Origin of the sequence: Desulfosporosinus sp. I2, assembly GCF_000960765.1 — a bacterium.
Lineage (GTDB): Bacteria > Bacillota > Desulfitobacteriia > Desulfitobacteriales > Desulfitobacteriaceae > Desulfosporosinus.
In genome coordinates, this window is the sequence record NZ_JYNH01000077.1 from 1 (window position 1) to 21,315 (window position 21,315).

The 21,315-nt window shown below is 41.9% G+C and carries 21 protein-coding genes; 1 reads left to right on the forward strand and 20 read right to left on the reverse strand.

Features of this window, described 5'->3' with window-relative positions; all coding sequences use genetic code 11:
- Both UF75_RS16160 and UF75_RS16165 read right to left on the reverse strand, forming a co-directional pair.
- Positions 1–611: EamA family transporter (locus UF75_RS16160; protein ID WP_045575639.1), on the reverse strand; the 611-nt coding region annotated here is incomplete at its 3' end.
- A 71-nt stretch (positions 612–682) separates the two neighbouring features.
- Complete coding sequence (locus UF75_RS16165) at positions 683–1,030, reverse strand: YkgJ family cysteine cluster protein (RefSeq protein WP_045575623.1); 348 nt, start codon at positions 1,028–1,030, stop codon at positions 683–685.
- Positions 1,031–1,332: 302 nt separating this feature from the next.
- On the opposite strand from UF75_RS16165, the gene UF75_RS16170 reads away from it, so the two are divergent.
- A complete protein-coding gene (locus UF75_RS16170) occupies positions 1,333–1,932 on the forward strand; it encodes an HD domain-containing protein (RefSeq protein ID WP_082075185.1) in 600 nt (199 codons plus the stop codon).
- Between the two features lie 193 nt (positions 1,933–2,125).
- Here UF75_RS16170 and UF75_RS16175 read toward each other — a convergent pair whose 3' ends face one another.
- From UF75_RS16175 to UF75_RS16260, 18 genes are all read right to left on the reverse strand, one after another.
- Entirely contained in the window at positions 2,126–3,439 is a 1,314-nt protein-coding gene (locus UF75_RS16175; protein WP_045575625.1) for a polysaccharide deacetylase family protein, read from the reverse strand.
- Between the two features lie 93 nt (positions 3,440–3,532).
- Positions 3,533–4,192: a VTT domain-containing protein gene (locus tag UF75_RS16180; RefSeq protein WP_242860271.1), complete on the reverse strand. Its 660-nt coding sequence runs from the start codon at positions 4,190–4,192 to the stop codon at positions 3,533–3,535.
- 295 nt (positions 4,193–4,487) lie between these two features.
- Positions 4,488–4,721 (reverse strand): DUF2922 domain-containing protein, encoded by a 234-nt coding sequence (locus UF75_RS16185; protein ID WP_045575627.1) that lies wholly within the window; start codon positions 4,719–4,721, stop codon positions 4,488–4,490.
- 52 nt (positions 4,722–4,773) lie between these two features.
- Positions 4,774–4,995: a DUF1659 domain-containing protein gene (locus UF75_RS16190; protein WP_045575628.1), complete on the reverse strand. Its 222-nt coding sequence runs from the start codon at positions 4,993–4,995 to the stop codon at positions 4,774–4,776.
- Between the two features lie 251 nt (positions 4,996–5,246).
- Positions 5,247–5,453 (reverse strand): helix-turn-helix transcriptional regulator, encoded by a 207-nt coding sequence (locus UF75_RS16195; RefSeq protein ID WP_242860272.1) that lies wholly within the window; start codon positions 5,451–5,453, stop codon positions 5,247–5,249.
- A gap of 226 nt (positions 5,454–5,679) precedes the next feature.
- Positions 5,680–6,009 (reverse strand): hypothetical protein, encoded by a 330-nt coding sequence (locus UF75_RS16200; RefSeq protein ID WP_045575629.1) that lies wholly within the window; start codon positions 6,007–6,009, stop codon positions 5,680–5,682.
- Positions 6,010–6,035: 26 nt separating this feature from the next.
- Positions 6,036–7,601 carry a methylenetetrahydrofolate reductase C-terminal domain-containing protein gene (locus tag UF75_RS16205; protein WP_045575630.1) on the reverse strand — a complete coding sequence of 522 codons (1,566 nt, stop codon included), beginning with the start codon at positions 7,599–7,601 and terminating at the stop codon, positions 6,036–6,038.
- A gap of 124 nt (positions 7,602–7,725) precedes the next feature.
- Positions 7,726–9,558, reverse strand: a complete 1,833-nt coding sequence (locus UF75_RS16210; RefSeq protein WP_045575631.1) for an ASKHA domain-containing protein — start codon at positions 9,556–9,558, stop codon at positions 7,726–7,728.
- Positions 9,559–9,702: 144 nt separating this feature from the next.
- A complete protein-coding gene (locus tag UF75_RS16215; RefSeq protein ID WP_045575632.1) occupies positions 9,703–10,326 on the reverse strand; it encodes an HAD hydrolase-like protein in 624 nt (207 codons plus the stop codon).
- Between the two features lie 187 nt (positions 10,327–10,513).
- On the reverse strand, positions 10,514–11,317 hold the full coding sequence (locus UF75_RS16220) for a methyltetrahydrofolate cobalamin methyltransferase (protein ID WP_045575633.1): 804 nt from the start codon (positions 11,315–11,317) through the stop codon (positions 10,514–10,516).
- 277 nt (positions 11,318–11,594) lie between these two features.
- A complete protein-coding gene (locus UF75_RS16225) occupies positions 11,595–12,221 on the reverse strand; it encodes a corrinoid protein (RefSeq protein WP_045575634.1) in 627 nt (208 codons plus the stop codon).
- A gap of 76 nt (positions 12,222–12,297) precedes the next feature.
- Complete coding sequence (locus UF75_RS16230; protein WP_045575641.1) at positions 12,298–13,740, reverse strand: trimethylamine methyltransferase family protein; 1,443 nt, start codon at positions 13,738–13,740, stop codon at positions 12,298–12,300.
- 79 nt (positions 13,741–13,819) lie between these two features.
- Entirely contained in the window at positions 13,820–15,022 is a 1,203-nt protein-coding gene (locus UF75_RS16235; RefSeq protein WP_045575635.1) for a phosphotransferase, read from the reverse strand.
- Between the two features lie 392 nt (positions 15,023–15,414).
- Positions 15,415–16,068 carry a corrinoid protein gene (locus tag UF75_RS16240; protein WP_045575636.1) on the reverse strand — a complete coding sequence of 218 codons (654 nt, stop codon included), beginning with the start codon at positions 16,066–16,068 and terminating at the stop codon, positions 15,415–15,417.
- A 13-nt stretch (positions 16,069–16,081) separates the two neighbouring features.
- Complete coding sequence (locus tag UF75_RS16245; RefSeq protein WP_045575637.1) at positions 16,082–17,356, reverse strand: PocR ligand-binding domain-containing protein; 1,275 nt, start codon at positions 17,354–17,356, stop codon at positions 16,082–16,084.
- A 182-nt stretch (positions 17,357–17,538) separates the two neighbouring features.
- A complete protein-coding gene (locus UF75_RS16250) occupies positions 17,539–18,996 on the reverse strand; it encodes an ethanolamine ammonia-lyase reactivating factor EutA (protein ID WP_045575638.1) in 1,458 nt (485 codons plus the stop codon).
- 13 nt (positions 18,997–19,009) lie between these two features.
- On the reverse strand, positions 19,010–19,918 hold the full coding sequence (gene eutC, locus UF75_RS16255; protein WP_197079437.1) for an ethanolamine ammonia-lyase subunit EutC: 909 nt from the start codon (positions 19,916–19,918) through the stop codon (positions 19,010–19,012).
- 14 nt (positions 19,919–19,932) lie between these two features.
- Positions 19,933–21,297, reverse strand: a complete 1,365-nt coding sequence (locus tag UF75_RS16260) for an ethanolamine ammonia-lyase subunit EutB (protein ID WP_045575643.1) — start codon at positions 21,295–21,297, stop codon at positions 19,933–19,935.
- Positions 21,298–21,315: the final 18 nt, after the last annotated feature.

Consider the following 21,315-nt stretch of genomic DNA (forward strand, 5'->3'; position numbering starts at 1 on the left):
GCTCCTTTTAGAGTACTCAAAGTCCAATGCCCATACTCAGTTATTAAGTAAAGACTGAGCATAAGTATTCCTGATATCAAACAAAATCCACCCATTGCCGAACTGGGAAAAGGCGGTAATCTCTTTAATATCAAAGAATACATGGCCCAAATCAGTGCGGCACATGATATCATCACGTAACCAATTAAATTGTCTAGATTCAAGCTGAGATGTCCCCCAGTCACGATGAGGGCCGCCCCTATAAATCCTGTAGCTGCACCGATCAAATGATATGCTTTCAACTTAGAACCCGGAACAACCAAAGGAGAAAGCAATACCAAGAGGGAAGGCCAAAGATAATTTAATAAATTAGTTTCAACTGTTGGTGCAGCTTTAAAGGCCATAAAAAATAGCAAATGATAGAAGAATATACCACCTACCCCCACAAGTAGGGTTTTAGGCGGAACCCGCCATTGACAAACTTGCTTAATACTAATGAGCCCCCCGATTGAAAGAGCTATTCCACCATATAAAAAGGGAGACTGTTGGCTGAGGTCCATAGTAAGGTACCCTTGAAAACTCCAGATTACTATCGCCATCAGGGCTAACAACAACGATGAATGTTTCTTCATTAAATCCAATCACTTTCGATTTATAGATTTTTTTGTCAACTACTACAAGACTATAAGTATTATCATTTTTTTTACTTGAAATCCTTCCATGTAAAGTCTTCAGACAAGATACCGATAGGCTTTTCTGGTACGTCCCAATTTAGCCCCTTGGAGGCCTCTGGTTTTTTGAAACAAATTAAATTGTTATAATGTCCAAACGCACGACAAATTGACGGTCTTACCCCATGAATTCCACACAGATCATTATCAAGATCATAAAAAATGCAGGTTCCATAATACCGATGTTGATTTTCTAGTTCCAATCGTTTTTTAAAAGGCATTTCTTTGATTTTCTTTTTGATATTCTTCAACTCTTTTATATTGATAGGAACAGGACCACAGCACAAGCCCTTGCAGCCTTTGCAGGGAAGACTATCCATATAAATAAACACCTATCCTTTTTCCAAAGCTTTGATATAGATACTTATACTGAATGTTTATAGCAAAACAGATAGGATTGATTAAACCCACTTATCATATACTAGGACCGACATCAATATATAAAATACGTATTACACCACATAAATAATACTTGTCAAGAAAATATACTGTTATGCGTTATTGAGCTGTCATAATTATATTATAATTACCGATTATTATCTATAACTTAGAATATTGGATAATTAAGAGGCATCAAAGGTTGACATCCAAGGTATAAAAGATTAGTATTCTTAAAAAAGAAATGAAAGAGGAAATTAACGTGGAACAGACCATACCAACGAGAGAACAAGCCTATGATCTTTTGTCCAAGTACAATAAAAATAATAGTCTAATCATTCACGCACTGTCTGTAGAAGCAGTTATGCTTCATTTTGCTGATATTCTCGGAGAACCCGAAAAGGAAAAGTGGGGCATTATCGGATTAGTTCACGATGTCGATTACGAATTGTATCCTGATCAGCATTGCATAAAAGCAAGAGAAATACTTATACAACACGACTGGCCCGAGGACTATATCCATGCTGTAGAAAGTCATGGTTGGGGGATATGCTGCAATGTCGAACCTATTCTTAGGATGGAGAAGATTTTGTTCACCATCGATGAATTAACTGGTTTGATTGCAGCTACAGCTATGTTACGACCAAGTAAGAGCATTCTTGACCTAGAACTAAAATCAGTTAAAAAGAAATGGAAACAGAAAAGCTTTGCGGCAGGTGTAAACCGTGATGTTATTGAGCAGGGTGCAAAAATGCTGAATATGGAACTTGACTATATCATTGGAGAAACGATCAAAGGTATGCAAAGTGCAGCAGAAAGTATTGGATTAAAAGGAGAACTTTGATAAAAACGGTAATATGTCATTTTCGTCAAAGATAGAGGCTATTGGGAGTTAACCCCCAATAGCCTCTATTTGTCAAACTTGTAAACGATCATGATTGATATATACAAGGAAGAATATAAGCAAGAACACTATTGCAGTAATCCCCAAAATGTGAGAATAACGATGAATGATCGGCAATAGTGTTTCCCATCGACTACCTATGATCCTCCCAAGAGTTATAAACAAGGTTGTCCATAATATGTCGCGAAGGTCTAGCAGAAATTGATGTTGCATGAGCCAGCAACCCTTCACGACTAATCCAGACTAACCTTGTCTTATTCCCCAGTCGATCATTTCGGCGATCTTTTCCCACAGGATGATATACACGCATAATCATTTTTTGCAGCCAAGCTATTCCACGACTGTTCAAGGTGTCGGGTAACTCTTGAACTGTAAATCCAAAAGCTTTAACTCCGCGATAAAGTAATGTCTGTGCCATAAAAACATTAATGTTAGCATAAGCCGGGGAATTAGCCACATATCGAGCCAAATCTGGCAGAGATGCGCGAACTTGGTGTAAAGCCTTGATCGCAGTTTTCTGGATATCTCTCCCTTTAGCTTGGAGTCGAATATTATCCAGATGGATTTCTGCCACAGAGTCTCCTTTTTTTGCTAATAGCTTTCCATCCTCTGCATAAAGGTTAGGTCCTTCATACACCGTTTTCTCTAGACGAAAAATATTGGTCGCATCAATCCGTTCTACACGATGACTTTTTGCATAGTAATGCTCCCACGTTTCCCATACTCTAAACGACAACCTTCGTCCAAATGACCAGTTAGGAATTTCTAAGGGAACAAAGGGTAATTTCAACTCTTGAACGATCTGATCACTCATCTGTTCCAAGGCGAGCAGGGTATTTTCGGGAGCGCCGCTTTCCCCGCCACTGTCATGTAAAACTATGATTGCCCCCTCGTCAACCTTGCTCAGTATCCGCGCTGTAATTTCTTCTGGCGAACGTCGAGACTCCCAATCATGCCCCTCAACATTCCATAAGACCGCTCTCATCTTATGTTTTTTCAGCCACCACCATGTCATGAGGTTGAACGTCCCCCAGGGTGGGCGCATCCAGGTTATTTTATCTAAAGTGAGCTGTTCCAATAGGTGAACGCTTTCTGACCATTCACGTGCAGTTTGCCAAGGTGAGGAGAACCATGCATACCGATGGCGGAGAGAATGCACTCCAATCTGATGCCCTTCTGCTTGCATTTGCCGAATAAGTTCCGGATACCTTATCGCCTTTTCAGCAACTACGAAGAAGGTTGCAGAGATGTTATGTCGTTTTAAAACTTCAAGGACTCGTGGGGTAACTATTGGATCAGGTCCATCATCCAAGGTAAGAGCTACTCCCGGACTAAACTGGCGCTTCCAACTACCTACCCCCAATCGATGAAGGAAGAAATCAGGGATAACCGTATATGAAGCAAGCCCCATCAAAACACACCCTACAAAGACATATCCCCAATTCATACCTTGGTCTCCCATCTCTTTTTATTTAATGCAGAAAGTCTAAACAACAACCATTTTAAATACTCAAGCCAGCCATCATTAGCTAGATTGTCTTTAAATAGGTGATTTACGCTTATTCAGGTAATACCCAGTTCCCCAAAACAAAATGAGTGCACTAAACCCCAGAACAAACCAATGCCAAGTTGCTTGAGCTACACCTAAATACACAAGAGCTGTGCCCACATAATAAGGAATCATCGATAAAGCAGAAGTCCATAGATAGCTCCAAATCCTCATAGATGGCATGGCACTGGCTATGTAATTTACTGCAAAGGCAGGAATCGGTAGTAAACGAGCCACTAATAGACCCAGTGACCCCTTTCCCTCAACCCAATGATCGACTAAGTTAAACCGTTCTGGGGAAATGAGTTTTTGCATCAATGTCTGTCCATAAGAGTGCACAAGAATATAAATGACCATCGCGCTTATGGTAGAACCAATCCATGCGAAAAAGACTCCTTCATAAACTCCGAAGATTTTTAGAAACATTATCACCAAACCTTCCGAAGGTATTGGTGTCATACAAAAAGCGGTCATAAGTAATATAGCAAAAAAGGCTCCCCACAATCCCCATGCCTGAATGATCGTGGAAAGCTGATTCCGTCGATCTAAATAGAAAAAGGCGACAATGAGTATACCAAATGCAGCGATAATAACACTCGTCCATCCATACTTGCGAAAATTATGTTGATCTCCCATCGTCGTGATCGTCACTCCTTCTCCCCTATTATTACCTTCAAAACAACGCCGACAGTATTATCTCGATTTTGAACGTACAGAAACTTTGAAGGTCGGACCCTCGTTAAGTATTGTCCCTAACTTAGTCTTTATTATGATCCACAGTATTACTTTATAACCAACCAGTTCCCTCCCTAACTATATGGACTCACCCATCAATGTAATTTCTTCATTCGCAGGCTTTCTGTATAGTTTGTTGATTGATTGGTTCAAAGGCACCGGATTATGCCGGTGCCTTTTTATTGATGCAATTCCAATGGGGTAGCTTTGGCTAGGCTTGATCATAGAGATCATCGGTTGTTGTATCAACGATTTTTACATCTCGTTTGGAAATCAGTTCACCACCGGAACTAAGGAAAATATTCTTCGTGATGATTTGATCCATGACGGCTTCAATTTCGGCCGCTGTCAAACTTGCCTTAGGTTCTGGTAAAGTTATCGTCACTGCATTGCCAGAAGCGTTGTTAAAGGTCATTCTCAAGACCTTTTTAGTGGTACTTGCCATTTGGTAATCCTCCTTTCTTATCTGATTGCTGGCCTAAACCTTTCAATCCCTACTACTCCGTTAAGTCGATGCGATTGTCTCTTCTCACTCCGATTAAAGGGTAGTCCTGAAGTCCATAAAGGGCGACTGCCACATCATAAACATCTTGGTCTGTACTACTCGATTTTAAATTGGGAAAACTACGCTGACTTAGTTTAGGTGAGCCTTGTGCGGTCAAACCGGTTTGAAAGGTTACAACCATCACCGTGTCTTTATTACTGGCAATAACTGGCATTATCTCACTTCCTTTCTAAAAAATCAAACAAACACTCTCGATAGAAAAGCAGTCGATATCTGCCGACTGCTTTAACATGACCTGGGGTTTCACAAATCTCTAGGGCAGGTAGAAATCCTGTGAACTGTTCCCTGCCCGAGAATGTTTGTCCTAATTGTAGTATATTTAATTAAATTCGTTTCTGTCACAGGTTGGTAAAAACCGGGAATATAATCACACCTAACTCCTTTTTATACTTACTTACCGTATGATTATTGGGTTAAATCTATGAAATCAGTCCAGTCACCACCAACTACCTCGGCAATCCGTTTAGCCCATGCAGGGCTCATCTTACGTTTACCTCGTTCTAAATCACTGATAATATTAGCGGGTATTCCCGTTTTCTCTGCTAATTCTTTTTGTGTTCCAATAGCCGCTTCGAGGCGAGCTTTTCTCATTTTTTGATTAGCATAGATCACATAGATTCTCCCTCTCAAACTTTAAAATTTCCATCTTTTACGTCTGTTTATCAAGGATATATTGAGATCTTCCTCCGTAACTATCAGGCCCCCCATATTACCATATCTAATTATTATATGGACATGAATTCTTAAATGTTCGGCTAAGGGACAGACTAATGGGCATCGTAAAAAGCCCATCAACGATCAACCAATCGTTAATGGGCCTTTTACGATATTTTTAGTTTTACTCTTTTTCCTTGGTTATACTAATACTAGCATTTTGAGCCAATGCCAAACCTGCTGCCACTTCGATCGTTTTCATAATTCCGGAAACGCCCGGGCAACTAGGATGCGGGCTATACTTGGCAAAGACTTCATACACTTTCCCCATATGGAGTTTCTTGAAAATTTCTTGGAAGGCATCGACTTCATCTAGTTCATTCGCTATTTTTTGGTAATTAGGACAATCACTTGAAATCTCAAGTTTTACCTTATGTCCGTCATCGCTTACTGCTTTAACGTTAATCGTAAAACCACATGCTCCGGCTTTAATAACCCCTGTTGCTTTTGCCATAATATGCTCCTCCAAAAACTAAAGTTTTATTTTTTAATTTTGCTCTCCGGACGTTTGATACCTAAGATCGGTGCCGAGTGGTCTTTTCCTAAGAAAAAATTGGACCAGGAGGAAGTCTGATAGAAATCCCAGTTAGCAGGTGGTACCGGAGGAACATCTAAGGATGCTTCTTCTCCATACTTTTTGAGTCTCGCATAAGCTCTAACCCAAACGCATTTCTTTTCCTTTGGATAAACTTCACACCAGCCATCTAAGCTTCCACCGCATGCGCCGTTGCGCTGATTTTTCGGACATTGGGACATTGGGCAGAGGTACGCCAAATCCAGCATAGCACAATCTCCACAATCCTTGCAATCAAGCATGACGACTTTGGCAAGATGCTCTACGGCATGCAATCTCTTTTCGGTTTTTTTCTTACCCTCTGCCGCATGGTACATACTGCGCATCACTGGGAAAAGCTTTTTATCGGGAGTGAACAAAAGACCATGCATACCTCGCATCATTGAATACATTGCTCCAGCTGGAGCATCTAAGGGGCGACTAGATCTATTGGAAGGCCGATCCGTATTTAAACCAGTTTTCTCATCTTTTTCAAAGTAGTAGAATCCATTGGTTTGAGGATAATCAAATTCCTTAACAAGATCTTGCCAATTAGGGCTAAGTTCTTCCCCTTTGTCAAGAATGTATTCTAATTGTTCGTATTTAAGGTTATGCCCACCAATATGAACTCCCGCGCAGCCTATGCCTTTCAAGATCGCGTACAATTTGGCGGCCCGCAACATCCGCTGACCCACCCCTTTATCTGGGGCACTCTTTTCCTCATTGAGTTCAGCCAAAAGTTTATCTGTGACAACACAACCTGGTAATTTGTTCTGATTCATGACATTTGCAGCTCCATAGGGGAGAACATAAATGTTTCCTACTACTGGAATATCCAGGTTATTAACCTTCAAAAACTGAATGACTTCGTGACATTTCCGAGCATCATACCCCAGTTGGGTAACGACAAATTGAGCGCCACCTTGGATTTTCTTTTTCAGTTTATAATACTGAACCATTAGTTCAGCCTCTGTTGACTTGAAGGGAGAAACAGCAGCTCCTGCAAAAAAATCACTAGGCGCATGATAGATTGGTCCCTTTATACCTGGAACTTCTAAGCCCTTATTCATTTCGGTGATTAGTTGTAAGGTATTAGAGGGATCCAGATCGAAAACTGGTTTAGGGCGCCCTTTAAATCCAGAATAGGTATAGTCTCCGGTCATCACTAAGAGGTTGCGAACTTTTGCACGATCTAAAGCGTATAACTGACTTTCCATTTGGTTGCGGTTCTTATCTTTACAGGTGAAATGTACTAATGGTTCAATCCCCATTTTGAGAATTTCCATGCCCAAATAATCGGCAAGGATTGCTGGATTACCACCAGGGTTATCCGTAATGGTGAGTGCATGTACTCTACCACCTTTAGCAGCTTGTTCAGCCGACGCGATAGCACTCTCTTGGGCCTTTTCTGTGGCACCTCGTCCAGGTACAAGTTCCCAAGTTACGGATAGTGTGTTTTTGTCCAATATTGACTCTTTAAATTTATTTACCATTTCCTCAGACCTCTCCCCTTTTTCTATGATAGGATTTATTTTCTCACATTATTATACCAGTACCTATTATAACCCTTCTTGGACAATAATTTAAGATGTTTTCCGTCTATTTTAAAAGATTCAATCAACTTAGTCTCTCTAAATACATGCTATTCATAAAATAATTGGAGAATATGGAACTTCCACCCAATTCAATATGCTTAATCTGACGGTATAACTCCTCTGCCCTTTTCATTTCTCGGAAATTGAGAAGGGCTCGTATAGCTCCAACGTGTGCTGCGTTACCGACTGTTTTAATTCTTTCGGGAGATATATCTGGAACAAGACCAATATTCAAAATGTTAGTTGCCTTAAGATAAGTCGCAAAAGTTCCTGAGAGAATCACTGAATCAAGTTCAGATACCGTAATACCAGCCATTTCAACTAATGTTTTAATCCCTGCACAGACGGCTCCTTTGGCTAATTGCATTTCCCCAATGTCCTTTTGATTTAAAGTCACATCTATCCCGTGATCCGACCCATCGGTTAAGACAAATTCACGCCCTTTTTCACCCATCCGAATCCGCTTAGCTAGTTCTGGAGAAAGCTCTTCTCCCTTTTCAGGATCATACAATTTCCCTTGTTTGTTAATCACTCCAGACTTTCTCATCTCATCTATCCCCTCAATGAGACCGGAACCGCAAATCCCGATTGGTTTATGTCCCCCGATTACAGCAAAGGCTACTCCAGCATCCGTGATTGTGACTCCTTCAATGGCTCCCTGTTTCGCTCTCATGCCATAGGCAATACCAGCACCTTCAAAGGCTGGTCCTGCCGCCGTAGAGCAGGCCATCATATCATTTTCGGTTTTTAAGAATAGTTCGCAATTGGTTCCTAAATCAATGAGTAAATGATTTCCTTTTCCCAAAACTTCTGGTGCTCCTATGATAGCACCCATCGTATCTCCACCGACAAAACTGCCGATGTTAGGCAAAAGGATAACCTTAGCTTGGGAATTGATCTCAAGTCCCAATTCCAGGGCCTTGAACATTAAGGGTTGATTGCATACTGAAACAAAGGGGGAAACCGCCAGATGAGAAACATCTAAGCCTAGAAGAAGATGCTGCATTGTCGTATTTCCCACGATGGTCATTTTATAGATCTCATTTTGATGGATGTCCATCTTTAAGGCGAGTTCTTCGAGTAAATGGTTGATGGTTCTCCTCACAGAACTCTGTAACGTCAAAGCATTCTCTTGACTTTCCGTAGCAAAGGAAATGCGGGAGATAACATCTGCACCATAAGCTGTCTGTTGATTTTCCGTGGATACCACTTTCAAGACAGTTCCTTGTAATAGATCCACTAAAGCAACCGCTACGCTCGTTGTACCAATATCAATAGCAACCCCATAAAGACGTTTTGTCGTATCTCCTGGTTCGATATCCAAAATCTCATCTTCGGAAACAATTAAGGTTAGGGCGTACTTATCTGAACGTAAGACTTCCGGAATCTTAGTTAAGACATGCAGACTGGTCTTGGGGTAACTTCTATTTGTGATCGTGCTTAGAGTATCAACGACACGGTCCCAGTCTCCTCGTTCATCATCAAGCGTAGGCTTACTGGCCTGAACAAACACCTTTTCCAACTTGGGTTCTAATGAAGACGTCTTTAATTCAAGAAGTGCTCCTTCCTTACGATCCTTGCTCTCGACAAAATCCAATTCAATGACCATTCCTTCTACTGGCACTACACTACAGGCAAGCCGCACACCTGCCTTTAGTTCACTGTCATTGAGATGGGCTAAATCTCGCTCGCTCGGCGAGGAAACATGACCAGTTATTCGGACTGTACATTTTCCGCAGGTTCCTTTACCATTACATATATTTTGTACGGGAAGACGATGACGGATGAGCGCTTCCATTAAGGTCTCATTTTCCTCTGTGGTTATAACTTGATTAGGGTATATTGTTATTTCCATAATTCCCTCCTGTTAGCCAATCGATACTACGTGCCTATCCTAAAGGTAAAACAGGGTTCCTGTCCCCGTGTTTCCGTGTTTCACCCTTAGTTAATATTCGCGACATTCTTGCGGTTCTCCTTTGTTAATCTGTTTTTTCTGTCATTATTCTACCGCATCTAAGAAATTCGCTAATTCTTCAGGAGTATTAAAGAGATAATCTGGAGAACCTTCCTTGAGTTTTTCAGGAGAATGCCATCCCCATGTGACTCCAATGGTTTGGGTTCCAGCAAGTTTACCTTCAATCATATCTCCCTTTGTATCCCCAACATAATAGGCGGGGATTCCGGGATGTAGGGACATTGTGTTATGAATCTTTTTGATTTTACTCTTTTCCTTTTCTGCTCCAATAACATCGATAAAACATGTAATTCCGTTTTGGTTTAAGATCTTTATCGTGGCGCCGGACAGATTTGACGTAATAACATAAATAAAGTGTTTTTCCGAAATACGTTGTAACGCTTCCCCTATGCCCACAAAGAGTTCAAGATTTGCCAATTGTTCCCCTTGCAAACCTTCATACCGTTTTAAGATTTTGTCAATGGTTGATTCCTCAATACCCCGCAGCATCATTGTTTCGTAGACATTCCCTTCAAAAAGCCCTATGACATCTTTTGGTTCATGAATCCCTGTGAACCCATGCTCTAAACAGGCTTGTGAAAAGCGCGATATAAAAACTTCAAGAGAATCAACGATAACTCCATCATAATCAAACATTACGAGCGCCAATGTTTCTACCTCCTATGAGCGAACAAGAAATATAATTCTCCCCTTGAATAGATGCTCCCATTGAATAGATGCTCCCATTGAATAGATGCTCCCATTGAATAGATGCTCCCATTGAATAGATGCTCCCATTGAATAGATGCTCCCCTTCTCTAGTGAGAGAAGGGGAGCATTCTATTTTCATTAAATTTTAGCCTAAGAAATCAAATTGCTTATTGCGGAAGGCCTTGAGATATTGGACACAATAATCATCTCGGCCAGCAAGAGCCTCAGCCGTGACCAAACTTGCCATCATCATCTTATCTAGCGGGTTAATGATCAGTCCATCTAACCCTTTGCCGATGGCCATAATCGCGAAGGCATGATTCATAAATTTTCGGACTGGCAAGCCGTACGACACATTCGAAAGTCCGCAAATTGTATGGACCCCTTTGAACCGAGTCATGATGGCTTCCACAGAGTTAATAAATTCGACGGCAAAGGTATTATTGGTGGAAACTGGTTGAACCAGCGGGTCAACATAAATATTGTTGAGTGGTACATTGTTCTTGACGAGTCCGTCAATAAGTTTTTCGGCAATTCTTAGCCGGGCATCCATCGTTTCTGGCATCCCTTCATCACTCATGCAAAGGGCCACAACTTTTAAGTCAGTTCCGGCAACCACTGGCAATAAGGCATTATAACGATCTTTTTCAAGCGAAATCGAGTTAATCATCGCAATTCCCTTGTGCACTGATAGAGCAGCCTCAATCGCTTTGGGATCAGGGCTATCAATACAGCAGGGTGCGTCAACCGCTTCTTGAACTGTCTTTACCAGCCATTGCAGGTATTCTGGCTCCTTGCCGACAAAGATACCAGCATTGACATCAATAAAATCTGCTCCAGCTTCCCGTTCATCCTTTGCCACCTGTTGGATATATTGAGCATCTTGTGCTTTGATGGCCTCCCCAATAGCCTTGCGACTTGCATTAATTAATTCACCAACGACTAACATGAATTTTCCTCCCCATATTTCAGTTGATATCTATATTCCATTAAGAAAACATTGCAAATTTCATGCCAACAACAACGATCAAGCAAACCTTAATAAATTTCTAAACTTGACCGGAACTGCCAAGCTAAATCCCCGAACTTATCAAAGTTATAGAACCATAACTTCTCAAATAATAATTTGAGTCACCATCGACTTAAGTCTATTTGACTTATCCTTCACTTAAGTCATTACTAATTATCTTTAATAGTATGGTCCTTTAACCCTGAAAAATGTCGTCTTATTTTGCCGTGAGTCGGCGAGCCGTCTCTACAGCTCCAGGAGCGTCCGTACTCCAACCATCTGCCCCAATTTTTTGAGCAAAATCTTCTGAAACAGGGGCCCCGCCCACCATCGTCTTAAAGCTCAAGCCCTGTTCGCGAATCGCTTTAACGGTGACTTCCATAAATGGCATTGTGGTGGTCAAGAGAGCGGACATGCAGATCACGTCGGCATTTTTCTCTTTTGCCGTAGCCAGGAATTTTTCCGTATCCACATCGACACCGAGGTCATAAACTTCAAAGCCAGCACCTTCCATCATCATCGAGACGAGGTTTTTGCCGATGTCATGTAAATCGCCTTTTACGGTACCGATAATTATAGTTCCTTTTTTCTCATTTTCCCCTTGAGATAATAATGGTTTTAAGACTTCAAGTCCTGCTTTCATGGCTTTTGCCGCCATCAGCATTTCTGGCACAAAGAATTCCCCTTCGGAATAGCGTTGGCCGACTTCGTCCATAGCGGCAATTAAACCATGGCTAAGAATTTCAGAAACGTCCGTTCCATTAGCAACCTCTGCATTAACAAGGGTTACCACTTTGTCAATATCAAATTCAACCACTGCATCATAAATATCTTGTACGCTCATTACTCTCTCCCTTTCCTATCGGTCTCTGTAGACCGTCCCATTAATCTCTATTGAAAATCAGATACGATTATATGAATTAAAGGCTCCATTTAGCATCCCCGGCGACGAGTCCCTTAAAGTGATCACGAATCTTAGCATCCAATTCTTCGCTGAAGCGCGCCTTATTTGGTTTACTTAAAATCTTACTGGCTTCTTTCATCGCGCGGCTATGAGCATCTGGCTTTCCTTGATCTTCCCAACGGCGGCGCATTTCTCTCGTCGCAACTTTTGGTAGCACTGCAATCGTGCGCATATTTTTCATCGTATGGTCTAAATCCATGTAACTACCACCAGGACCAACTTTTGCAATCAGGTCTAAACAGAGATTTTCTTCGCTGTATTCATAGCCCTTTTTCATCCGTTTAAGCATCAAAGCAATCTCATTATCGATCACCGCTTTAGCAAAGTCGAAAGCCATCAAGCTTCCTAAAAGACCACCCATATTAAATAAGTCTGCACCAGCGAGCAAGGCAGCCGTGGTATTCATACCCGTCTCATAACCAGATTGGGCATCATTTGAATGCGCATTTGTCAAACCAATGTATCCACCTGAAGGAACATTATAGAATCTAGCCATCTCCGTATGCGCCATTTGCATCATACCTGTTTCAATAGCGCCGGGTGCATAAGCACCGGTCCGCATATCTGCTACCGTAGATAAGACGGCATAAATCATAGGAGCTCCTGGGCGAATCATTTGAGTTAAGGTTGCTAGTCCCAAGAATTCAGCATTACCTAGGGTTAGCGTCCCCATCAAGCTGAGGGGTGAAGTCATGCCCGCATTCGGAACAATTGTTCCATAAACCGGTAAACCTTGTTCAAGCAGGTAGATCACCGCTTCAGTCGATTCCACATCAAAGGTCAAAGGAGAAACGACTGGGCAATAATGGTGGTTAATAAAGGGGCGCTTACGATATTCCTCTTCGCTTCCCGCGATCAGAGCGCCTAACTCCAAGACTGTTTTGAGATCATTCATGTTAGGGGTATTACTTCGAACTGGTTTTTTGCAGTTTTTAAGAGCAGGATAAAAGCGAGACATACTAAATTGACCTTCTGGAGCATCCTCTGCTAACGTAGATATTGAAAAGACATCAAAGCCGGGCAATTCATTAATTAAATAGGCGATATTCGCAATATCATCTGAGGTTGCACGTCGTTCTTCGCCAGTTTTAGGATCGATAATATTGGGTGCAGAACTTCCTGTTACGACAATCGGACGATCGCCAGGCATTGTGACATCAAATTTTGGATCTTGCGCGGTAAAAGTATAGGTTGGGACAAAGGTTTTTCTAGCCTTCTCGACGACTTCTCGAGGAAACTTGACCATCATCGTCTCCATATCAACTTGACAACCATTCTTAGCAAAAATGGCCAGTGCTTTTTCATTACGAACTAGCATCCCAACGTTTTCGAGAATTTCCAAGGATGCTTCGTGAATGCGCTCAACTTCAGATTGACTAAAATACTTAGTAAATTCCACGGTAAAGTCCCCTTTCTCATCCTGAACTAGTTTAATTCTTCTCTTCAAGCTAACTTTTGAGGCAAAATCTTGCAAACCATTATAAGGATTTTGCCACTTCGGCAATCTCCACTTTATGGTCTTCAATCCAATTCATTAAACGAACATTGTGTTGTAAATAAGCAATATACTCATATTCGTTCAAATTCGTACCAGCATAGTAAGCTGTTACATCCCAGTTAATCAGATAAATGTTTGCAGCCGCAATCATCATCGGCAAATACTCTAGTTCTACTTCGTTGAGTGGTTCGAGCCCTCCCAATTCCACCAATTTACGTTGGTAGGCCTTTAGAAAGATAGAGCATTTATCAAGAAGTAGCACACCATCTTTTTCGTCTTGCCACGAGCTGCAACAATAGGCTAGAGCCAGAGTTACGTCAAAAAGCCGGCGATCAATCTTAGACCAATCAAAGTCAAAGATTCCTACAACCTTACTATTTACGTATTTCAGGTTACCCGCATGAAAGTCATTGTGACAAGGTGTATAGGGCATCTTTTCCAGCACATTATTAGGGATTTGGGAACTCTCTATAACTTTTAAAATCGAATCAAGTTTATTTTTGTAATAGGTGTGAAACTTAGTGTCGATATCCGTCTTTGCCAAAGCCTTATATTTTTCTGGCAGGGTCGGCAGGAATTCCATGATCTTTGGTTCTACCCGCTCTAGCCCTTGTGGGTCAAAATCCCTTGCAGCGTTATGGAATGTTGCGAGAACTCCTGCAGCGCTAGCATATTCTTCATCATTTAAATTAGGAGTATCCCAAGTGTATAAGTCGTCTCCTTGCAAAAATTCGTAGACAGCAAAATAGATATCCGTGGAATTTCCATTCGCACCCTCGTTTTTCTTGACAAACGTTGAACCATCTTTAGTACGGATTAATCCAGCAGCTATATCTAGACCATGTTCTTTAGAGTAATTAATCATCGAATGTTCGAAGACGATTTCAGTCTCTGTGATTCCGTACTTGTATTTCCGCACAAAATATTCGTACTTCTTCCCGTCTTTTTCTGTGTAAATGCCAAAACTACGATTAACATATCCACCGAAAATTTCATATACATCTGTTACAGTCCCTAGGTCATAATGTTGTAAGGCATCGACAATCTGATTACGGATCAAGACTGATTCCATAGATTCAAAGAAATGAGCCGCAATCTTTTTAAGTTCTTCACTTTGGGCGAACATAGAAAACGTTTGATTGACACTTAGTTCTTCGAGGTGTCTCATTTTACTTGTGTTCATTTTGAACCTCCTTAAAACCATTCGTTCGCATAACATTGAGAGATTATTTCCTGTTCTCTCTGAATCGGAACCCTTCACAATCTGAATAATTCGAAATCTATGTGCGTAAGGTTTTCTACTAACATTATCATAGCATCTCGGACTCATTATTTTTCTAACACATTCCTGCTCGTTTTGACGCATTACCATCAATTGAATATTCGTACTATTTAGTACAAATTGCTATTCTTTGTCGATATTACGAATTATCAAGCAAATTAAATTTTTGCAAAATCTTGGATATAGGAAAACTTAGGTCTAAAAAAGGATTATTCACCCACGAGTGGTGAATAATCCTTATACCTTATACCTTATACACATACCCTATACCCTAACCCAAGCCTTTAACCTATTTAACGATTCTTTTTCGCGATCAATTTCATTAAGTTTTCTTCTAAGAAGGCTCGGGCTTCAAAAGCATCTTCGAAGTAATAATCCGCCCCTATCATCTTAGCAAAACCTGAGTCGACTGGTGCGCCCCCCACGATCACAACTAAGTTTTTGCGAAGCCCCAGTAACTCCAATTCGTCTATAACTTCTTTCATTACGGTCATCGTGGTTGTGAGTAACGCGGACATCATTAGGATATGAGGTTTTTCCTTTCGAACAACACTAGCAAACTTTTTAGGCGTCACGTCCACACCCAAATTAATAATCTCTGCTCCCGTGGACATGACTAACATCTTAACTAAACTCAACCCGATATCATGAAGGTCTCCAGCAACCGTTCCCATGACAATTTTACCTGTCACTTTTTTGTCCGTATCCTTTAGTAAAGGTTCTACTAGGCTTAACCCCGCATGCATTGATCGAGATGCCATCAGCACTTCCGGAACCATGACCCTTTGTTCACGGAACTTTTCGGCCACCCGATCCATTCCTGCGATTAAACCTTTTTCCAGAACAGACTCTGCAGAAAATCCTTGCGTCAAAGCTCGTTTAGTTAGTATCATGCAAGTTTCTGCTTCTCCTGAAATAATAGAGTTTATGATTGCTTGAAAAACCATTCACACTCACCCTTTAATACAAGCTGTTTTTATAAATTAGGGGTGTAACCCCAATATACTTGCGGAAAACTTTTGAAAAATAACTTTGATTTTGAAATCCTACCGCTTTCGAGACTTGAGCAACACTAAATTCAGGTTTCTTCATCATCTCAACAGCTTGTTCTACCCTCACTCTGGTTAAGTAGTCATTAATCGTACAATCGAGTTCTTCTCGGAACAATCGAGAGAGATGAGATGGACTGATAAAGAGATGCTCCGCTACGTCCGTAACGGTAAGCGGTAAAGCATAATTCTCCATCATGAAATCTCGAGCATTTTTAACGATAGCGAGGTGTTTTTTATCCGCTAAAGTAAAGATTCCCGCCAAGAACGTTTCCACAATATGTTGAATCTTATAGAAATACTTTTCTACTCGCTCGGACCCTTCAATTTCCTTGTTGAATTCTTTAAGAAGCATCATAATGCGTTCGGCATTCGCTCCCCCCTCCACTGCAGCCCGAGATGTTAGAGTTGCCAATTCCAGGATACGTACTTTAACCGTCTCTAGGTCCCCTACAGTTTTCGTATAAAGATCCGTCAAAAGACTCTGGAGGGTTTGGTTAGCTCTTGTTCGATCTCCTAAACGAATATAACGTAAAAACTTGCGTTCTTTTTTTAAATATGTGTCGTAATCACTAATGTCGGGTAGGTTCTTTCGTTTTCTATCTTCAATTTCTCGTCGTATTTGCTGTTGCTGCAAACGGGTAGCATCGATCTCATCTAAACTATTTATATTTCGTTTGACAATATGGTTTACTACAACAAACAACATATCCGCAGCAGCCTGAGAACGTGCCGGAGAAACAACCTCAAGCTTGCAGGCTTTATGCTTTAATTCTGCGAAGTTTTGGATCCCAACGTTCAACTTTTCAAGTTCTTGAAAGAAGAAGTGATCAGGCTCCCACATTAACACTTGTCCACAGATAATACTTCCCCTGGAAACCCCTTGAATCATGATTGGAACAGCCCAAATCACTAATCCTGCATGACAACGGAAGAAATAGGGTTCCTCCCATTTTGCCGCCTCTAAGCTAGCTCGTTTATACGAATCTTGGCATTTTTTTTCCCCTTCAGGTTGGCATCGAATATAACGGCAAAAATCACTACGCTCAAATTCGCCAAGAATAGAAAAAGTCGCCCCTTCATTGTTGATGGCCTCAATATGCAATCCTGTTGCATTGTGAAAGCTACCTAGTATTTCTTCAAGATATTTAGGATCCAGTAGGTTAGCATCTAATGTTTTGTCCATTGAACTCATCCTTACGTAAGGGTAAGAATTTCCCCTCAAGCATTCAATATCTAGTAATTCGCTAAAATTCAAGCAAATCCTTTTCCCTAAAATGTTTAACGTTATATAAGCGACTGAAAGAATTCAACTTCAGTCGCCAAAATAATGTCACTCTATATTGTTGTGATTAAATTTTGCCCTCACTAACGATTAAAGACTAACGTCTTTAAGACAACGGGTACGACTCTGCCTCCCATAAGGGGTTTACCCACATCTATATAATCACAATCCTCAACTTCTATCTGATCAATACACACCACTTCGAGCGGATGTTTGGCCACCGCATTAATACACTGCCCTAAGACCTTACCGCAGTCCGCCTCTATGACAAGAACAAGTGGCTTGTCCTGCCTCAAGTAGTCTTCCATGCCCGCCACAAGCCCTTGAGCCAAGGTATTAATATCTGCAAAGGACATCGTTCTAGGTCCCTTCATAGCCAAGGCAACCATTCCCTGTGAGTGATCAATTTGCAGGCGAAGAATCTCTTGTTTTATAACTTCGGCAATCTCCTTTGCCGTTGCAGGAACCGTTGAAGTAAAAGGAGAAATGACCATCACGTTACGTAGGGGTAAAGTACCATCTTGAAGATGGATGGTACTGCCACTTAAATTGACCGACTGAGTTCCTGTTCCTATGACGGTTGCCCGAACTGTTTCACTAGGCTTTTCTAATATAAATCCCGCAGCCTCAAAACTGACTTTAAGCTCCCATCCTAGAAGAGGGCCAAAGTCTCCGAAAGCTGTCACTTCTTCCATAGTAGCTGGCCCACAAGGGGCATAGACATAATCCGCTACCCCACCAGAAATTATGACTTTACGGATCGGATATTCTAACTTCAAAGGAGGGGTCATCAGAAGTTCCTGGGTTAACCCCGAGTGCATAGAGGTCTTAAGTACTTCGACTACGCTCGCAGCCATGGCTTTCACAAGAGGACGTAACTGAGGTAGCGTCACACGCTCTCCGACCTTAAGTCTTTGGCCTGTGGACTGGATCGCAAGGAGGGCAGGTTTTGAAATATACGTAATCCGATCTCCATGAGGCTCAAATTCGATAAGGTGTCCTCCAACATTGATACACGATGAATCAACTGCTTTTCCTTCTTGAAACATTGCATAATTGGAGGTACCTCCACCCACATCAATATTGACCACGACTTGGTGTCTTTGAGCAGAGAATAAGGCAGCGCCCGATCCTTTGCCCGCATAAACAGCCTCCAAATTGGCACCAGCTGTGGCAACAACAAAGTCTCCCGCAAATCCCGCTAAGGCATCAATAATCGCTTTGGCATTTTCCTTTTTGGCGGTTTCCCCAGTAATAATAACTGCACCTGTATCAATGCTCTCGGGCGTCAATCCCGCAGCTAGATATTCCGTTTCTACAATTTTTGAGACAGCAACAGCATTCACAAGATCGTGGTCCAAGAGGGGGGTGAAATAGATCTGGCTGCGGTGGATTACTTCTTTGTCAGTAATCTCTACGCGTGGAACAAAGGTTCCTGAAGCCGTATTTTCAATGGTCAAGCGGCTGATCACCAGCTGGGTAGTTGTAGTTCCAATATCAATGCCCACACTTATGATCTGTTGACTATTCGATTCGGGCATTTTATCACCACTCCTATTTCTGCTGGTTCAGCTTAACCCCACTGGCTTTAGCGGCCAGAACTTGTTTAATGACATCGGTAAGATGCGCTCCTGCTTCAGCCGGTGGGATTCCCCCTTTATGAATATTGGAGATGACCGTCCGATCCGCCTCCACCGTTTTCTCATCCGGTCTATATATCATATAGGCGCTGAGGCTTTCTGCAGTTCCCAATCCGGGGCGCTCACCGATCAAGGAAATGATAACCTCACAATTGACAATGGAGGCGACATGGTCTTGTACCCATACCCGTCCGTTTTTCACAAACAACGGTGCTCCGACTTTGATCCCAGACGACTTCAATCCTTGCATTAATGCCGGCAATAGATCAGGTATATTGGCCTCAATAGCACTTGAACTCAGTCCGTCGACGATCAGAATTTGAACTTGGACATTTTTCTCACACTTTTCCGCGACTATTTTCGCCGCTTCAACCGATAAACGCCGCCCCAGATCTGGTCTTTGTAAAAACTCGTCTTTACTGGTAGCAGCACTTTGAACAGACATTAAATCCATCCGCTTAAGAAATTCCTCCGATACATCGAGGAAAACAGCATCTTGAGCCACGGCATGATCAGCCAAAAACCTTAACAAGGACATGGTCTTAGGGCGTGCTCCGGCTCGGCCAATTCCAATTCGAGCGGGCGTTGATTTCATCATCGCCTTAACCGCATCTGCATTAAACGGGTTCGAAATCTGCATTTCATTGAGCGGAGGAAAGGTTACCATTTCCTCAGATTGAGTGTCAGGGAGTGTGGGCGTTTCTATCATCGCTGCCGCCATCACATGGTCTTTCCTCTTTTGTGAAAGCAACCCTTTCTTGGCCAGTTCTTCCATAACACTTTGGATAATAACTTTTTCTAATTCGTTATTCGCGACTGCCACCTCGATTCGCCTCCCTATTTATCAAATATTGATGGGTCTCCGGCTCTCTCTGTCAGTTTGCCGTTTTCTAAAATGCCCATCTTCTCTAACCATTGCTCAAACTCAGGAAGCGGCCTCAACCCTAAGATTTCGCGGGTACTTGCATCATCATGATAACTGGTATCCTGATAGCTTAACATAACATCGTCGCCGCCCGGAACTCCCATGAAGAAGTTTGAACCAGCCATGGCGCAAAGGAGAGTTCCCATTTCCTGATCATTTTGATCGGCTTTCATATGGTTTGTATAACAAGGTGCGATCCCCATGGGTAACCCATGTAACTTACCCATGAATAGATCCTCCAAGTCTGCTCGGATCACTTCTCGACCTGAATAAATCGTCTCAGGTCCAATGAATCCGGAAACGTTGTTAGTCATAAATGGACGATAGCCACGTGCATATCCATAAGTTCTAGCTTCCAAGGTCATCATATCGACGCCCAGATGCGCATCAAGTGAGACCTCGGAGCCTTGTCCAGTTTCAAAATACATCAGATTAGGACCTGTCGCCGTTCCTTTTCGCTGGACTAAGGCAAAGGCCTCATCAAGTATAGCAGCACTAACCCCAAAAGCATCATTCGCTTTTTGGGTTCCAGCAATACTTTGAAAAACGAGATCAACCGGGGCTCCTTTTTCAATGGCTTTCATCTGGGTCGTTACATGAGCTAAAACACAGTTTTGAGTTGGAATCGCCCATTTTACCATAAAGTTTTTGACCGTATCTAGAAGGCGGGTAACCGTCTCTACATTATCTTCCACAGGATTAATTCCAATGACGGCATCTCCTGAGCCATAGGATAATCCTTCTTTAAGGGAGGCTAGCATCCCCTCGACATTGTCTGTCGGGTGATTGGGTTGACAACGAAAGGCCAACGTTCCCGGTACACCAAGTGTCGTATTACAATGTGACTGAACTCGCATCTTTTTCGACCCAAAGACGAGATCCATAGTGGACATTAATTTGGCCACTGCGGCAATCATTTCGCTCGTTAACCCACGACTAATGTGAGCTAAGTCTTCCCCTGTTGTTTTATGATCTAATATATATTCACGCAAGTAACCGACTGTCCAGCTTTTGATCTCTTGATAGATTCTCAAGTTAAGTCCGTCGTAGATTGCCCGAGTCACTTCGTCCTCTTCATAGGGAATGACCGGGTTATTATAAATATCCTCAAGCGTTAAATTACTTAGGACCAATTTGGCCGCCACTCGTTCAGATGCTGATTTCGCAGCAATTCCAACCAGTTCATCACCAGACTTCTCTTCATTGGCCTTAGACATTACTTCCTTGAGAGTTTGGAACGCAAATATTTTATTATAAACCTTAGCCTTTAAAATCATGGCATGATCCCCCAATCT

Coding starts and splice junctions, on each gene's coding strand:
- UF75_RS16260 (WP_045575643.1), bottom strand. CDS start 21,297: ATGATTTTAAAGGCTAAGGTTTATAATAAAATATTTGCGTTCCAAACT.
- UF75_RS16185 (WP_045575627.1), bottom strand. CDS start 4,721: ATGGCAAGTACCACTAAAAAGGTCTTGAGAATGACCTTTAACAACGCT.
- UF75_RS16250 (WP_045575638.1), bottom strand. CDS start 18,996: ATGCCCGAATCGAATAGTCAACAGATCATAAGTGTGGGCATTGATATT.
- UF75_RS16190 (WP_045575628.1), bottom strand. CDS start 4,995: ATGCCAGTTATTGCCAGTAATAAAGACACGGTGATGGTTGTAACCTTT.
- UF75_RS16170 (WP_082075185.1), top strand. CDS start 1,333: ATGAAAGAGGAAATTAACGTGGAACAGACCATACCAACGAGAGAACAA.
- UF75_RS16200 (WP_045575629.1), bottom strand. CDS start 6,009: ATGGCAAAAGCAACAGGGGTTATTAAAGCCGGAGCATGTGGTTTTACG.
- UF75_RS16205 (WP_045575630.1), bottom strand. CDS start 7,601: ATGGTAAATAAATTTAAAGAGTCAATATTGGACAAAAACACACTATCC.
- UF75_RS16165 (WP_045575623.1), bottom strand. CDS start 1,030: ATGGATAGTCTTCCCTGCAAAGGCTGCAAGGGCTTGTGCTGTGGTCCT.
- UF75_RS16210 (WP_045575631.1), bottom strand. CDS start 9,558: ATGGAAATAACAATATACCCTAATCAAGTTATAACCACAGAGGAAAAT.
- UF75_RS16235 (WP_045575635.1), bottom strand. CDS start 15,022: ATGAACACAAGTAAAATGAGACACCTCGAAGAACTAAGTGTCAATCAA.
- UF75_RS16245 (WP_045575637.1), bottom strand. CDS start 17,356: ATGGACAAAACATTAGATGCTAACCTACTGGATCCTAAATATCTTGAA.
- UF75_RS16175 (WP_045575625.1), bottom strand. CDS start 3,439: ATGAATTGGGGATATGTCTTTGTAGGGTGTGTTTTGATGGGGCTTGCT.
- UF75_RS16225 (WP_045575634.1), bottom strand. CDS start 12,221: ATGAGCGTACAAGATATTTATGATGCAGTGGTTGAATTTGATATTGAC.
- UF75_RS16220 (WP_045575633.1), bottom strand. CDS start 11,317: ATGTTAGTCGTTGGTGAATTAATTAATGCAAGTCGCAAGGCTATTGGG.
- UF75_RS16240 (WP_045575636.1), bottom strand. CDS start 16,068: ATGGTTTTTCAAGCAATCATAAACTCTATTATTTCAGGAGAAGCAGAA.